Raw genomic sequence first — 15,219 nt, 5'->3', positions numbered from 1 at the left:
TATAGGGGATTATACTGAACCCCTTATTTTTCCAATTAAGTAACAAATTATGCAAAATCCATTTAAAGCCGAATGGACGGCAAAAGGGCATACGCTCTGCTTAGGACATTGGGATATTCACTATAACGACATTCCTCTCGTCCTCCCCGCTGAACGCCGTGATAAAGATATGGGTACCAGAAATATCTATAATTTTATTGATCCCGAAGATGAGCTTTATTTAGAAGGCTTAGATGAAAGCGACTGGATTTTAGCCAATATGGATTGGCTGTCAGATTTATTTATTCAATACGACATTCCCTTGGAAGAAGACTACATGCGGGCGTTTTATCAAGCGGTGAATCCGGAAGACTGGCGTTGTGGCAGTTGTGGCGGTTGCATTTAACCGCCACATCGTGAATACAGAATGAGACTTTTAATCGAAAAGTGCGGTCGTTTTTTGCGGTGTTTTTAAGGTTGCCGTTCAATCACCACTTTAATATCTTCCGGCGGGGCATAATAAGGCGCAGAGGTGATAAATAAATGAATGCCTAACTTAGCATAATCAGCAACATTATTTTTATTCACACCACCGGCAACAGACAGAATGATTTTTTTACCGCTTGCCGCCACCAAAGACGATGCCCGCTTCACGTTATCCACCGACCACTTATCCAACTGAATAATATCCGGTTCGGCATCCAACATTTGTTCAAATTGACTGAAATTATCCGCTTCCAAGGTAATTTTATTTTCCGGAGCTTCCCGTCTTAAACGTTCCACGATTGCTGTCCAATTATCGGGTTCCGCAAGCAAGTTGCGATGATTGGTAAACACCAGCAGCGTTTCACTAATACCTTGCCGATGAATATGCCCGCCCGCCGCCAACACCGCATTGGTCGCTAACTTTCGGGTATTCGGAATGCTTTTACGGGTGCAGGCGACCACCGCATGGGGATTGATGGCTTTGGCATTAGCGATCATATCCGCCGTGTATTGCGCCACGCCACAAGACCACTCCAACACCAACTGAACCACTTTCCATGCCTGATGTAATTTATCGCCGGAAGCCACCGCACTTAACAGCACCGTGCCGGCGTCAACGGCTTCGCCTTCCTGCACATAAACCTGCGGTTCAATATCCAATTTTCCTAGCAATTTTTCTGCCACGCTAATTCCCGCCACAATACCGGCATTTTTGCGTTTAAATAAAATTCTCGCCGGCACATTGTCCAAACCGAGCGCACGCGTCGTCAAATCGCCACGATAAATATCCTCCAATAAAAAATCGTCTAATTCTTTATCTGAAAAATAAATCATGTGTTCTCCTTAAATAAATTGTCCTAAATGCAATCGAAGCTGCCTTTCGACCAAAAATCTGCTAATTAACATTCAGAATCAATTGGCTCAATAGACTTTGCGAGTTAAACAACAAACAAATTCAAGTCAATCACCAATGACGGCAACGCCACCAGCAAATCTAGAAACATATCAATAGACTTTTGCAAAGGTAACTGCACGTGGCTCATCATCTACACAGATGGAATAGAAATACATTCTTATTTTCCAGGAAAAGTGCGATCGTTTTTCTAAATGTTTTTTACTTTTCCTAATAACTCCGCCACTACTTTCGGTACGCCTTCACCGGCTTTCATTTTTACTGTTTCCACCGAGCGTGGGATAAAGCCCGTATTTGGATTAGGGTCGATGAGGTAAATTGGGGCATTTTTCGGCGCTTCGTTGACCAAGCCGTTGGCGGGGTACACCTGTAATGAGGTGCCAATAACCAAAACAACGTCCGCTTTCGAAACAAAGTCAATTGCCGGTTCTAACATGGGGACGTTTTCGCCGAAAAAGACGATATGGGGGCGCATGGGGTGTCCATTAGGGTCTTTATCAGCCACGGATTGTTCACCAAAGCAAGGCACGATGTAACCGGGGTCAAAACTGCTGCGCACTTTGTTTAATTCGCCGTGCAGGTGCAACACATTAGCACTACCGGCGCGTTCGTGCAGATCATCTACGTTTTGCGTAATGATTTGCACGTTGTAGCCTCGCTCCAATTCTACCAAGGCCTTATGTGCTGCGTTAGGTTGGGCTACAGCACAATTACGGCGGCGTTCATTATAAAAATCCAACACTTTTTTACGGTTGCGTTGCAGGGCTTCCGGTGTACAAACTTCTTCGATTTTATGCCCTGCCCATAAGCCATCCACCGCGCGATATGTCGGAATACCGCTTTCAGCGCTAATGCCTGCGCCGCTTAATACGACACAAAGAGGTTTCATCTTATTCCCCTGTAATGTATTCATCCTAATACTACTGATACTTTTACATCACCACCACATCAAACTGCTCTTGGGTGTAAAACGGTTCGGTTTTTACTTGGATTTGTTTACCAATAAAGACTTCCAACTCAGCCAACAAACCGTGAGATTCTTCGTTGATTAAATAGTCGGCAACAGCGTGGGAGGCATAAACCACAAATTGTTCGCTGGCAAATAAATGATGCACGCGGATAATTTCGCGCATGATTTCATAGCACACGGTTTCCACTGTTTTCACTCGTCCGCGACCTTGGCAGGTTGGGCATTCGCAACACAATACATGTTCCAAACTTTCCCTAGTACGCTTGCGTGTCATTTCCACCAAACCTAATTGTGTAAAGCCATTAACGTTTGTTTTCACCGGATCACGCGATAAGGCATCTTGCAAGGACTCCAACACACGATTACGGTGTTCTTCACTTTGCATATCGATGAAATCAATGATAATCATGCCGCCGAGATTGCGCAGTTGAAGTTGTTGCGCGATGGTTTTGGTGGCTTCAATATTGGTGTTGAAAATGGTTTCTTCCAAATTACGATGCCCCACGAATGCACCGGTATTAATGTCGATCGTGGTCATGGCTTCTGTTTGCTCAATAATCAAATAGCCACCGGATTTGAGATTCACTCGTCTATCTAACGCATGGTGAATCCCCTTTTCCACACTGTACACATCAAAGAGCGGTTGATTTCCCGTGTATAAAATCAATTTATCCGTGAGATTTGGGATAAATTCTTCGGTGAATTGTTTCACTTCATTGAAACAAAGTCGGGAGTCAATGTGAATGCGATCCAATTTACCGCCGATAAAATCGCGCAGAATACGCTGGGTCAGCGCCAATTCGCCGTAAAGCATGGAGCGGGTCGGGTATTTCGCACGGCGCTCTAACACTTTTCGCCACAAGCGTTTTAAAAACTCGGCATCTTGTTGTAAATCCAGTTCAGTCGCCCCTTCGGCCGCAGTACGGATAATAAAACCGCCCAATTCATCACACAAAGGTAAGGTGAGTTCTTTCAAGCGATTACGTTCTTCCTCGCTTTCAATGCGTTGTGACACGCCCACATGGCTGTTTTCCGGCATGAATACTAAATAACGGGAAGGCAAGGTAATATCGGTGGTGAGTCGCGCACCTTTCGTGCCAAGCGGATCTTTTACCACTTGCACCACAATATCCTGCCCTTCATGTACCAGTTGGGAAATGTCTTTCACCACAAATTGCTTTTGTTCACTTTCTTCCACACATTCGGTGTGCGATACAATATCTGACGCGTGTAAGAAAGCGGCTTTTTCCAGCCCGATGTCCACAAATGCCGATTGCATTCCCGGTAATACACGGGTGACGCGGCCTTTATAAATATTTCCCACAATACCGCGTTTGCCTTGGCGTTCAATATGCACTTCTTTGAGCAAACCGGTTTCCACTAAGGCAATACGCGTTTCGCTTGGTGTCACATTGACCAATAATTCAACAGAATCCATAAAATATCTTATCCAAAATGTCGTTGTTATTGATTTTGCCAATTAGTCTAACGAAAAGGAAAATAGAATAACAGGGGCAAATAAGGTAAAATGCTCCCCTTTTTTTTGAATATAAGAACTATTTTTAGGGTTGATAGGATGTTTGGTTTAGATCCGACAATTGTTACATTTACTATTTATATTTTCGGCATGATTGGCATTGGGGTTGCCGCCTATTATTACACCAAGGATTTATCCGATTACATTTTGGGTGGGCGTCGCTTAGGCAGTTTCGTCACAGCGATGTCTGCCGGTGCCTCGGATATGTCCGGTTGGTTGTTAATGGGGTTGCCGGGTGCCGTGTATTTATCCGGTTTGGTCGAAGGCTGGATTGCAATTGGTTTAACCTTGGGAGCCTATTTAAACTGGCTCTTCGTTGCTGGACGTTTACGGGTTTACACCGAATTTAATCAGAACGCATTAACCCTGCCTGAATATTTTCATCATCGTTTTGGTACGCGTCACAATGCGTTAAAAATCGTTTCCGCCTCCATTATTTTGGTGTTCTTCACCATTTATTGCGCTTCGGGCGTGGTTGCCGGTGCAAAATTATTCCAAAACCTCTTTTCAATCGATTATTCCACCGCACTTTGGTATGGCGCACTGGCGACTATCGCCTACACCTTTATTGGCGGTTTCCTTGCGGTGAGCTGGACAGACACCATTCAAGCCACGCTAATGATTTTCGCCTTATTGCTTACCCCTGTCTTTGTGGTGATTTCTATCGGCGGTATTGACGACTTACAAAACGTCGTGCAACAAGCCGAAATGAGCGCACAAAAAGAATTCACCGACTTATTCCGCGGTACCACCATTATGGGCTTGTTAAGCCTTGCGGCGTGGGGCTTAGGTTATTTCGGACAACCGCATATTCTCGCTCGTTTCATGGCGGCAGACTCCGTGCGTTCCCTCAATAAAGCTCGCAAAATCAGCATGACATGGATGGTGCTTTGCTTAGTAGGTGCCGTTGCCATCGGTTTCTTTGGTATGGCGTATTTCTATGCAAATGCAAACACCGCTTCTGCGGCTTTGGTAAACCATGAACCTGAGCAAGTTTTTATTGAATTATCCCGATTATTATTTAATCCGTGGATTGCCGGTATTTTGCTTTCCGCGATTCTTGCCGCGGTGATGAGTACCCTAAGTTGCCAGTTGTTAATTTCTTCCAGTGCCATTACGGAAGACTTTTACAAAGGCTTTATCCGCCCGAAGGCATCAGAAAAAGAATTAGTTTGGCTGGGTCGCGCCATGGTGTTGGTGATTGCCGCCATTGCCATTTGGATTGCACAAGACCAAAACAGTAAGGTGTTGAAACTCGTGGAATTTGCTTGGGCTGGGTTTGGCAGTGCCTTTGGTCCGGTAGTTTTACTTTCATTATTTTGGAAACGCATGACGTCCTCCGGTGCCATGGCAGGCATGCTCACCGGCGCAATAACCGTGTTTGCTTGGAAAGAATGTTTACCGCAAGAAAGCGAATGGGCGCAAGTGTATGAAATGATTCCCGGCTTTATGTTCGCTGCCATCGCCATTATTATTGTGTCTCTCTTGTCCGCGAAACCCGACGAGGCCATTACCGACACCTTTGAAAAAGCCCAAAAAGCGTATCATGATGCGCTGTAACCTTAATTCACCGAGATAACGATATGATCGATTTTCGCCCTTTTTATCAACAAATTGCTACGACCCATCTTTCCCCTTGGTTGGAAACCTTGCCATTACAAATGAAACAATGGCAACAGCAAACCCACGGGGAATATGCCAAATGGGCAAAAGTCGTAGAATTCCTACCGCACTTGTCGGCATCCCGTATTGATCTAAAAAGTGCGGTCAAATCTGAGTGCGATTCTGCGCTTTCCGATGGCGAACGCCAGCGCATTATTCACCATTTAAAACAACTCATGCCATGGCGCAAAGGGCCTTATCATTTGCTTGGCATTCATGTGGATTGCGAATGGCGCTCCGATTTCAAATGGGATCGCGTGCTACCGCATTTAGCGCCGTTGCAAGATCGCACGATTTTAGATGTGGGTTGCGGCAGTGGCTATCACATGTGGCGCATGGTGGGCGAAGGCGCAAAAATGGTGGTGGGCATCGACCCGACGGAATTGTTCTTATGTCAATTTGAAGCGGTACGCAAATTATTAAATGACGATCGTCGTGCCAATTTGATTCCGCTCGGTATTGAGCAAATGCAACCGCTTGCGGCGTTTGATACGGTGTTTTCTATGGGGGTGTTATATCACCGCAAATCGCCCCTAGATCATCTTTCCCAACTGCGCGCCCAATTGGTGAACGGCGGTGAATTGGTGCTCGAAACCTTAGTAGTGGACGGCGATGAAAACACTGTGTTGGTGCCGATGGATCGCTACGCCAAAATGAAAAATGTATATTTTATTCCGTCCGTTGCCGCACTGATTCATTGGCTACAAAAAACCGGCTTTAAAAATGTGCGTTGTGTGGATGTCGCCGTCACCTCATTAGAGGAACAGCGCAAAACCGATTGGTTAGAAAATGAATCCTTAATTGATTTTCTCGATCCGGCAGATCACAGCAAAACCATCGAAGGCTATCCTGCCCCGAAAAGAGCGGTCATTTTAGCCAATAAATAGTCATAAATCTCATTGAGATCAAAGGTTAAAAAGAGTAAAGTAAGCAACCGTTGATTTTTATAAACTAGCTTAAAAAAGGCGGAAAATTATGGGTAAAAGTGTTGTTGTTCTCGGCGCGCAATGGGGCGATGAAGGAAAAGGAAAAATCGTTGATTTGCTCACCGACCGCGTCAAATATGTGGTTCGTTATCAGGGCGGTCATAATGCCGGTCACACCTTAATCATCAACGGTGAGAAAACCGTTTTACGTTTAATTCCATCAGGCATCCTGCGCGATAACGTCACCTGTTTAATCGGTAATGGCGTTGTACTTTCCCCGTCTGCCCTCATGCAAGAAATGGGAGAATTAGAAAGCCGTGGCGTCAATGTCCGTGACCGTTTATTAATCTCTGAAGCTTGCCCATTAATTCTACCTTACCACGTTGCGATGGACCACGCTCGTGAAGCGGCACTTGGCAAAAAAGCCATCGGTACCACCGGTCGTGGTATCGGCCCGGCTTATGAAGACAAAGTGGCTCGTCGCGGTTTACGTGTAGGCGATTTATTTAATCGCGAAGCCTTCGCCGAAAAACTCAAAAATATTCTTGATTACTACAACTTCCAATTAGTGAACTACTACAAAGTTGAACCGGTTGATTATCAAAAAACCTTAGATGACGTGTTCGCTGTTGCCGATATTATCACCGGTATGGTCGCTGACATTACCACCATTTTAGATACCGCGCGCAAAAATGGCGACAACATTTTATTCGAAGGCGCACAAGGCACCATGTTGGATATTGACCACGGTACCTATCCGTATGTGACCAGCTCCAACACCACTGCCGGTGGCGTTGCTACCGGTTCCGGTTTCGGCCCGCGCAATTTAGATTATGTGTTAGGTATCATCAAAGCCTATTGCACCCGCGTGGGTGGCGGCCCGTTCACCACGGAATTATTCGATGAAGTCGGTGCAGAAATTGCCCGTAAAGGGAACGAATTTGGTGCGGTCACCGGTCGTCCACGTCGTTGCGGTTGGTTCGACGCGGTCGCCATTCGTCGCGCAATTCAATTAAACTCTATTTCCGGTTTCTGCATGACGAAATTAGACGTGTTAGACGGTTTCGATGAAGTGAAAATCTGCGTGGGCTACAAAATGCCAAACGGCGATATTGTAGAATACGCACCACTTGCCGCGAAAGACTGGGAAGGTGTTGAGCCGATTTATGAAACTATGCCGGGTTGGAAAGAAAATACCTTCGGCGTAACCGATGTGAATCAATTACCGCAAACTTGCCGTAATTACATCAAACGTATCGAAGAAGTCACCGGCGTACCGGTTTCTATCCTATCAACCGGACCGGATCGTGTACAAACGATGATTTTACAAGATCCGTTTGCTGCGTAAAAACGCATAGAAAAATGACCGCACTTTTGAGCCATCAAAGTGCGGTTCTTTTTTGGAGAGTTTTTTATGAATGAACAGGAAAAAAACGTCGTCGAATACCTAACCGAATACCCTAATTTTTTCACCACTCATCCTGATTTGCTTGCCAAACTGTCCGTGGTTCATCCGCAAAAAGGCACGCTATCTTTAGTAGAAGCACAGCTAGAACAGCAACGCCAACAAATCAAAACACTTACAGCGTTCTTAGAAAAATTTCATCAGCTTGCCTATCAAGAGGCGGACATTTTCTATGCGCTTATGCCCTTACAAAAGAAATTGTTTCAAGCGGAAGATTTCCAACAGGGCGAAGAAAAATTGAAACAGTGGGCGCAATCCTATGAACTGGACGGTGCAAAAATATTGCTGTTTCGAGATGCATGGCAAACAAATGAATCCATTCCCGAACAATATTGGATTGATCGCAAGGCGTTTGAACTGATTCGCTTGGAACGTCTCGGCTTGCGCCAATTTTACTTGGGCGATTTAAGCAACAAAGAAAAACACCTGATGTTTCTGCCGGAAGAATTTCCCATTGGCTCCGTGGCAATTTGTCTGCTTGGCGCAAAAACAAGCCACAAACCGACCGCACTTTTATTATTCACCTCCCGAGATACTGCCCGTTTCCATAATGGGCAAGACACTACATTCTTAAAACACATCGTGGATATTGTGGAATTGCATTTAACCCGTTGGCTGTGAATCCATTTAGACTAGAAAGTGCGGTGCATTTTCGCCTTGTTTTTGCAAATCCTTGATCCAGCTCACGATCTGATAAAAAGCCGGTTTCTTTATATTGGCGACTTTTCTACAATGTGTGTGTTTTTAATCATTAAAAACACACAATTCAATTTAACTTCAGATATCACAAAGGTCTCATTATGAAAATTTTCACTTGGCCTGTGGTTGCAGGTGCTGCACTTGGTATCGTTGCTCCACTTCTAACCTACAATGGCAATCCCGGCAATATGGGTTTCTGTGCGGCGTGTTTCTTACGAGATACCGCCGGTGCATTAGGGCTCCATCGCGCCGCTCCGCTACAATATATTCGTCCCGAACTTATCGGCTTAGTTTTAGGTGCGCTTGCCAGTGCCTATTTTTCTAAGGAATTCCGACCACGCGGTGGCTCTGCGCCGTTGGCTCGCATTATCCTTGGGTTCTTTGCCATGATCGGTGCACTGATTTTCTTAGGCTGTCCATGGCGTGCTTATTTGCGCCTAGGCGGTGGCGATCTCACTGCCATTGCGGGAATCGTTGGTTTATTCGCCGGGATATTAGGCGGTATTTTCTTTGCGAATCGCGGTTTTTCCTTAGGAAAATCAAGTGAACAAAGCAAATCGTCAGGGCTCATTGGCGTGCTATTTACCTTGGCCTTACTCATCTTGCTTTTAACTCAATTTAAATTTGGCGAAAATCTGGCTATTTACTTTTCAGAAAAAGGCCCGGGCGCACAACACCCTGCCGTTTGGATGTCGCTTGCCGGCGGCGCATTGCTTGGTGTATTAATGCAAAAATCCCGTTTCTGCACAATTGGCGCATTCCGTAACTTCGTATTGTTCCGCGACACACAGCTTTTGAACGGTGTTATCGCCTTGGTTGTGTTCGCTGCGATCACCAACAGCTTGCTCGGACAATTCCATGTAGGATTTGAACAGCAACCTATCGCACATAATCAATATATCTGGAACTTCTTTGCCATGGCATTATGCGGATTGTGTTTCTCCCTTGGTGGCGGTTGCCCGGGTAAACAATTGGTGAATATCGGAGAAGGAAACAATGACGCGGCATTATTTGTATTAGGTATGCTATTAGGTGCGGCTGCGGCACATAACTTCGGTTTAGCAGCTTCACCTAACGGTGTTACAGCTTATACGCCGCACGTTTTAGTACTTGGCTTTGCCGCCTGTGTTTACATTGGCGTAACCAATAAATCAAAAGCCTAAATCCTCCATAGCGAGATAAAAAAACGCCCGTAATAAACGGGCGTTTTGTGTTTCTGAAATTCGACAACATTGAAAACTCAATACAAAAGTGCGGTCGATTTTCGTCTTATTTTAAATCTTCGGCTAAGCAAGGCTGAATTTTATTCAACATTTCTTTTAGCACGCGTGGTGCTGCGGCAACAATATGGCCGGCTTTTAAGTAACTATGACCAGCATTGTAGTCTGTCACGATACCGCCTGCTTCACGAACGATTAAATCGCCTGCCGCCACATCCCAAGCTTTGATGCCGTATTCAAAATACCCGTCTAAACGACCGGATGCCACATAGCAAAGATCCAACGCAGCAGAACCGGTGCGGCGGAAATCAGCCGCCTCTTCAATCAAGCTTTGCATCATATTGAATTGCATTGGCATGTATTTCGGTTGTTTGAATGGGAAACCGGTAGCAAGTACAGCACCGGATAAATCGCGTTTGTTTTCAACACGTAAACGCTGTTCGTTTAATTTTGCGCCTTCGCCACGCACTGCAGTAAATAATTCGTTACGGATAGGATCATAAACCACGGCCACTTCGGTGCGGCCTTTAACACGAATAGCAATAGAAACGGAGAAATGAGGCAAACCTTTTACAAAGTTTGTGGTGCCATCCAGTGGATCAATCACCCATTGAACATCGTTATCACTGCCTTCTAATGCACCGCTTTCTTCGGTGATGATGGTGTGGTCGGGGTAAGATTTTTTAATGACTTCGATAATCGCTTCTTCTGACGCTTTATCTACGTTGGTTACATAGTCATTTTTGCTTTTTTCCATGGTGACGATGTCGTCACGACGTTCGTAGTTTTTTGCAATAATATTGCCCGCTTTTCGTGCTGCACGAATCGCGATATTTAACATAGGATTCATAAATTCCACCGGATTTTAAAGAACAATTTAGGTGCGCGATTATAAGAGATTTAAAAGAAAATAGCTATCAGAAAAATTTTTAGAATTGTTGACTAAATACAAGGGGTATTTATGGTAGAATACGCCCCGCTATTGAATAAGATAAAAATGATCATGTTGGAAAATATTCGAATTGTTTTAATTGAAACCTCGCACAGTGGCAACATCGGTTCCACCGCACGAGCAATGAAAACAATGGGATTAACAGATTTAGTGTTAGTGGCGCCAAAACAAGGCGTGGATGATCAAGCCATTGCCCTTGCTGCCGGCGCAGAAGATGTGGTGAAAAGTGCGGTCGTTGTAGAAAACTTTTCCGAAGCCGTTGCCGATTGCTCGTTAGTAATTGGCACTAGTGCAAGATTGCGTCATTTGCAAAACTCGCTCATTGAGCCACGCGAATGTGGGGAAAAAGCCATTAATCATGCGATAAGTGGAAAAGTAGCGATTGTATTTGGACGTGAGCGTGTCGGTTTAACCAATGAAGAATTGCTCAAATGCCACTATCATGTGACGATTCCTGCAAATCCGGATTATGCCTCGTTAAATTTAGCCATGGCGGTACAATTAATCAGTTACGAAATACGCATGGCTTACTTGGCAACACAGCGCGAAGAAAATCAGAAAATGACACAAACGCAGCCTGACGTATATCCGCAAATGCAAGAGTTGGACTATTTTTTTACGCGTACCGAGCAGCTTTATCAATCCCTTGGCTTTATTCAAAATCAAGGTGTCATGCAAAAACTCCGACGCTTATATAGCCGTGCTGAAGTCGAAAAAACAGAACTTCATATTTTGCTCGGCATGTTAAGTGCGGTTGAAAAAAAACTTAAATCGTAAAAGAATAATAGTTGACTGTAAGAGTCAACAATGTAAGATTTCTTCGCTTAATTGATTATTTTTTTATTTAGGAACATAAAAGATGAAATTAACCTCGAAAGGTCGTTATGCAGTCACCGCAATCTTAGATATTGCTATTCATGCCGATAATGGTCCCGTAAGTTTGTCCGATATTTCCGAGCGACAACACATTTCCCTTTCTTATTTGGAACAGCTGTTTGCAAAACTACGCCGCAATAATTTAGTCAAAAGTGTGCGCGGACCGGGTGGCGGCTATAAATTAGGTCACATGCCGGAAGACATTTCCATCGGTATGATCATTGCTGCGGTAAATGAAAATATTGATACCACGAAATGTTTAGGGAAAGGCAATTGCCAAAACGGACAGGAATGCTTAACGCATACCTTATGGGACAAGCTGAGTCAACGTATTGCAGATTTCTTAAATGAAATCACATTGGCTGAATTGGTCTCTCAACACAAACAAAAGAAGCCATCCCAGTACAAACATCAAGATTTAGAAAATCTTCTCGTAATAAAAACGAATAACGCACAACATAGCTAAAAGTGCGGTTTAAAATAAAACTATTTAGGAGTGAATGATGAAATTACCTATTTATTTAGATTATGCGGCAACTTGCCCGGTGGACGAACGCGTCGCGAAAAAAATGATGGAATACTTAACCATCGATGGCGTTTTCGGCAACCCGGCATCTCGTTCCCACAAATTCGGCTGGCAAGCCGAAGAAGCGGTTGATATTGCGCGTAATCAAATTGCCGATCTCATCGGTGCCGATTCCCGTGAAATTGTTTTCACTTCCGGCGCAACAGAATCAGACAATCTGGCGATCAAAGGTGCGGCACATTTTTATCAAACCAAAGGCAAGCACATTATCACTTGCAAAACTGAGCACAAAGCGGTGTTGGATACTTGCCGTCAACTAGAACGCGAAGGTTTTGAAGTTACTTATTTAGAACCGGAATCCGATGGTTTAGTGGATTTAGAAAAATTCAAAGCGGCACTTCGCCCTGATACTATCGTCGTCTCTATTATGCACGTGAACAATGAAATCGGTGTGATTCAAGACATTCAAGCGATTGGCGAATTATGCCGTGCAAACAAAACCATTTTCCACGTAGACGCCACCCAAAGTGTGGGCAAAGTGGAGATCAATCTTGCTGAATTACCGGTCGATTTAATGTCCATGTCCAGCCACAAATTATACGGACCAAAAGGCATCGGTGCATTGTACGTTCGCCGCAAACCACGTATTCGCTTAGAAGCGATTATTCACGGTGGTGGTCATGAGCGCGGTATGCGTTCCGGTACATTACCTGTCCACCAAATCGTTGGTATGGGTGAAGCTTATCGCATCGCAAAAGAAGAAATGGCAACAGAAATTCCACGCATTAAAGCCCTTCGCGATCGTTTATACAACGGTTTAAAAGATATCGAAGAAACCTACGTTAACGGCTCCATGGAACACCGTGTCGCCAACAACCTCAACATCAGTTTCAATTATGTAGAAGGTGAGTCTTTAATGATGGCATTACGCGACATTGCGGTATCCTCAGGATCCGCTTGTACGTCTGCGAGCCTTGAACCGTCTTATGTGTTACGTGCGTTAGGCCGCAATGATGAATTGGCACACAGCTCGATTCGTTTCACTTTAGGCCGTTTCACCACCGAAGAAGAAATCGACTACACCATCAGCTTAATGAAAGGTGCGGTGGAAAAATTACGCGCATTATCTCCGCTTTGGGACATGTTCAAAGAAGGCATCGACTTAAACACCATTGAGTGGTCAGCCCACTAATTTAACGGGCGGAGCAAACCGCCCAATAAAAACAATATTTTAGGAAGGAATAAAAAATGGCATATAGCGAAAAAGTGATCGATCATTACGAAAACCCGCGTAACGTGGGTTCTATGGACAAAAAAGACAGCGCGGTCGGCACCGGCATGGTGGGCGCACCGGCATGTGGCGACGTAATGCAATTACAAATCCGCGTAAATGATGACGGCATTATTGAAGACGCCAAATTCAAAACCTACGGCTGCGGCTCGGCAATCGCCTCCAGCTCCCTCATCACCGAGTGGGTAAAAGGCAAATCCTTGGAAGAAGCGGGCGCCATTAAAAACAGCCAAATCGCGGAAGAACTTGAATTACCGCCGGTAAAAGTGCACTGCTCCATTTTAGCAGAAGACGCCATCAAAGCCGCCATCGCCGACTACAAAGCGAAAAAAGGGTCTTAATCGGCAAAAAAGTGCGGTCGTTTTTTGGCGCGTTTTTAAAAACGGGTAAAAAAGTCACCGCACTTTGTACTTTATAACAACATAAAAATGACGACTGAAAAGAAAATTGCCCTTGCCGTGTTGTGTATCGGCATCTTATTTCCGCTAGCTTATGAACATTTTTACGGTTCATATCTCAGATACACGTTCGGCAAAGCCGATTTCATTAGCGGCGGCACACTTTTTTATTGGATCACCCTGTTTCTGCCGACCGTGCTTTATAGCCGCCTTCGCCCCGCCGCGTTTATCGGCGCCCAGTTGGCCACCATGAGCCTTTTTCTGCTGGTTGATTTAGGCATGAGCGGCGATCCGAAAAGCGATACGATATTTTGGACGCTTTATTTCGCGTGGAGTGTGTTTGCGGGATTGCTCTCCCTCTACCCTGCACGAAAAAAGCCTAAATTATTTACCCGCTCTTGGTTAAGCGCGTTAATTGCGTCCGCGGGATATACTTATTTAAGCGTTGTACTGGCGATATTAATTCTAAAATTAACCGCACTTTAACCGAGGAAACACATGACCACAGAAAAGAAATTGGCTATCGCGGCAATACTCGTCGGTGTTTTGGTGCCGGTGATATATACCGCCTATATTACACCGACGTTTTTTGACGAATTGACCCTGTTAAATTTAGCTTATTATTGGGGCTGTTTGTTTGCCGCGACGATTTTCTATACGCGGGTACGCGCAGCAGCAGTCACCGGTTCGGCGTTGGCAATTACTTCGCTGTTTGCGCTTTTCGCTTATTTATCAATCACCAGCGGCGATCCTAAAGGCGGGGCGGCGATGTGGGTAATTTATCTTATATGGAGTCTTGCCGCTGGTTTCGTGTCTATTTTTCCGGCGCTCTTTAAGCCGCAATTTATGCAAAAATCTTGGCTTCGTGCGGCAATTTGTAGCGTATTATTGACTTATTTATCTTTTATCGTTGGTCTCGTAGGATTCAAGTTATTTGATCAGTAAAAACGACTGTACGTTTATTTAGCAAAATCAGAGGAATGATTATGTCAGTCACATTAACCGAAAGCGCGGCAGATCGCGTGAGAACATTTTTAGCAAAACGTGGGAAAGGGATCGGGCTTCGTTTGGGCATTAAAACCTCCGGCTGTTCCGGATTGTCTTATATGCTTGAATTTGTGGACGCGTTAAATGCAGACGATCACGTGTTTGAACAATACGGCGTGAAAGTCATCGTGGACACCAAAAGTCTAGTTTATTTAGACGGCACCCAGCTGGATTTTGCCAAAGAAGGCTTAAACGAAGGGTTCAAATTCACCAATCCGAACGTCAAAGACGAATGCGGTTGCGGTGAGAGTTTTAACGTTTAATCGAGAAAG

Annotated in this window: 17 protein-coding genes; 13 read left to right on the top strand and 4 right to left on the bottom strand. The window is 44.8% G+C overall.

The window, feature by feature from the left end; all coding sequences use genetic code 11:
• Positions 1-49: 49 nt before the first annotated feature.
• Positions 50-385, top strand: a complete 336-nt coding sequence (locus DQN58_RS05330; RefSeq protein WP_006717489.1) for a hypothetical protein — start codon at positions 50-52, stop codon at positions 383-385.
• A gap of 65 nt (positions 386-450) precedes the next feature.
• Here DQN58_RS05330 and modD read toward each other — a convergent pair whose 3' ends face one another.
• The 3 genes from modD to rng all read right to left on the bottom strand — a co-directional run bounded on the left by modD (position 451) and on the right by rng (position 3,786).
• Complete coding sequence (gene modD, locus DQN58_RS05325; protein ID WP_006717487.1) at positions 451-1,299, bottom strand: ModD protein; 849 nt, start codon at positions 1,297-1,299, stop codon at positions 451-453.
• A gap of 269 nt (positions 1,300-1,568) precedes the next feature.
• The gene (locus DQN58_RS05320) at positions 1,569-2,267 is read right to left on the bottom strand and encodes an SIR2 family NAD-dependent protein deacylase (RefSeq protein ID WP_032997795.1); all 699 of its coding nucleotides are present in this window, start codon (positions 2,265-2,267) and stop codon (positions 1,569-1,571) included.
• A 43-nt stretch (positions 2,268-2,310) separates the two neighbouring features.
• Positions 2,311-3,786, bottom strand: coding sequence for a ribonuclease G (rng, locus tag DQN58_RS05315; protein WP_006717483.1), 1,476 nt, complete (start codon positions 3,784-3,786; stop codon positions 2,311-2,313).
• A 138-nt stretch (positions 3,787-3,924) separates the two neighbouring features.
• Here rng and putP point away from each other — a divergent pair, with 138 nt between their 5' ends.
• The 5 genes from putP to yedE all read left to right on the top strand — a co-directional run bounded on the left by putP (position 3,925) and on the right by yedE (position 9,800).
• Entirely contained in the window at positions 3,925-5,445 is a 1,521-nt protein-coding gene (gene putP / locus DQN58_RS05310; RefSeq protein WP_006717481.1) for a sodium/proline symporter PutP, read from the top strand.
• A gap of 23 nt (positions 5,446-5,468) precedes the next feature.
• The gene (gene cmoB, locus DQN58_RS05305) at positions 5,469-6,434 is read left to right on the top strand and encodes a tRNA 5-methoxyuridine(34)/uridine 5-oxyacetic acid(34) synthase CmoB (protein WP_006717479.1); all 966 of its coding nucleotides are present in this window, start codon (positions 5,469-5,471) and stop codon (positions 6,432-6,434) included.
• 88 nt (positions 6,435-6,522) lie between these two features.
• Entirely contained in the window at positions 6,523-7,821 is a 1,299-nt protein-coding gene (gene purA, locus DQN58_RS05300) for an adenylosuccinate synthase (RefSeq protein WP_006717478.1), read from the top strand.
• A 66-nt stretch (positions 7,822-7,887) separates the two neighbouring features.
• Positions 7,888-8,559, top strand: coding sequence for a DUF484 domain-containing protein (locus DQN58_RS05295; protein ID WP_006717475.1), 672 nt, complete (start codon positions 7,888-7,890; stop codon positions 8,557-8,559).
• Between the two features lie 179 nt (positions 8,560-8,738).
• A complete protein-coding gene (yedE, locus tag DQN58_RS05290) occupies positions 8,739-9,800 on the top strand; it encodes a YedE family putative selenium transporter (protein ID WP_006717472.1) in 1,062 nt (353 codons plus the stop codon).
• 106 nt (positions 9,801-9,906) lie between these two features.
• On the opposite strand, the gene suhB is transcribed toward yedE, so the two are convergent.
• Entirely contained in the window at positions 9,907-10,707 is an 801-nt protein-coding gene (suhB, locus tag DQN58_RS05285; RefSeq protein ID WP_006717470.1) for an inositol-1-monophosphatase, read from the bottom strand.
• Between the two features lie 153 nt (positions 10,708-10,860).
• Between suhB and trmJ the strand changes: the two genes are divergently transcribed.
• The 7 genes from trmJ (at position 10,861) to iscA (ending at position 15,210) form a co-directional block, all read left to right on the top strand.
• Entirely contained in the window at positions 10,861-11,586 is a 726-nt protein-coding gene (gene trmJ / locus DQN58_RS05280; RefSeq protein ID WP_032998095.1) for a tRNA (cytosine(32)/uridine(32)-2'-O)-methyltransferase TrmJ, read from the top strand.
• A gap of 82 nt (positions 11,587-11,668) precedes the next feature.
• A complete protein-coding gene (iscR, locus tag DQN58_RS05275; RefSeq protein ID WP_006717467.1) occupies positions 11,669-12,151 on the top strand; it encodes a Fe-S cluster assembly transcriptional regulator IscR in 483 nt (160 codons plus the stop codon).
• Positions 12,152-12,188: 37 nt separating this feature from the next.
• Positions 12,189-13,403 (top strand): IscS subfamily cysteine desulfurase, encoded by a 1,215-nt coding sequence (locus tag DQN58_RS05270; protein WP_032997793.1) that lies wholly within the window; start codon positions 12,189-12,191, stop codon positions 13,401-13,403.
• A 56-nt stretch (positions 13,404-13,459) separates the two neighbouring features.
• Positions 13,460-13,843: a Fe-S cluster assembly scaffold IscU gene (iscU, locus tag DQN58_RS05265; RefSeq protein WP_006717462.1), complete on the top strand. Its 384-nt coding sequence runs from the start codon at positions 13,460-13,462 to the stop codon at positions 13,841-13,843.
• Between the two features lie 87 nt (positions 13,844-13,930).
• The gene (locus DQN58_RS05260; protein ID WP_006717461.1) at positions 13,931-14,386 is read left to right on the top strand and encodes a hypothetical protein; all 456 of its coding nucleotides are present in this window, start codon (positions 13,931-13,933) and stop codon (positions 14,384-14,386) included.
• Between the two features lie 12 nt (positions 14,387-14,398).
• Entirely contained in the window at positions 14,399-14,845 is a 447-nt protein-coding gene (locus tag DQN58_RS05255) for a hypothetical protein (RefSeq protein WP_006717458.1), read from the top strand.
• Between the two features lie 41 nt (positions 14,846-14,886).
• Positions 14,887-15,210: an iron-sulfur cluster assembly protein IscA gene (gene iscA / locus DQN58_RS05250; RefSeq protein WP_032997792.1), complete on the top strand. Its 324-nt coding sequence runs from the start codon at positions 14,887-14,889 to the stop codon at positions 15,208-15,210.
• Positions 15,211-15,219 lie beyond the last annotated feature (9 nt).

It is taken from the genome of Aggregatibacter segnis ATCC 33393 (genome assembly GCF_900476035.1).
In the GTDB taxonomy this organism is placed as follows: Bacteria; Pseudomonadota; Gammaproteobacteria; order Enterobacterales; family Pasteurellaceae; genus Aggregatibacter; species Aggregatibacter segnis.
The sequence above is the reverse complement of the archived record's forward strand: the minus strand, read 5'-3'. Positions and strand labels throughout refer to the sequence as shown.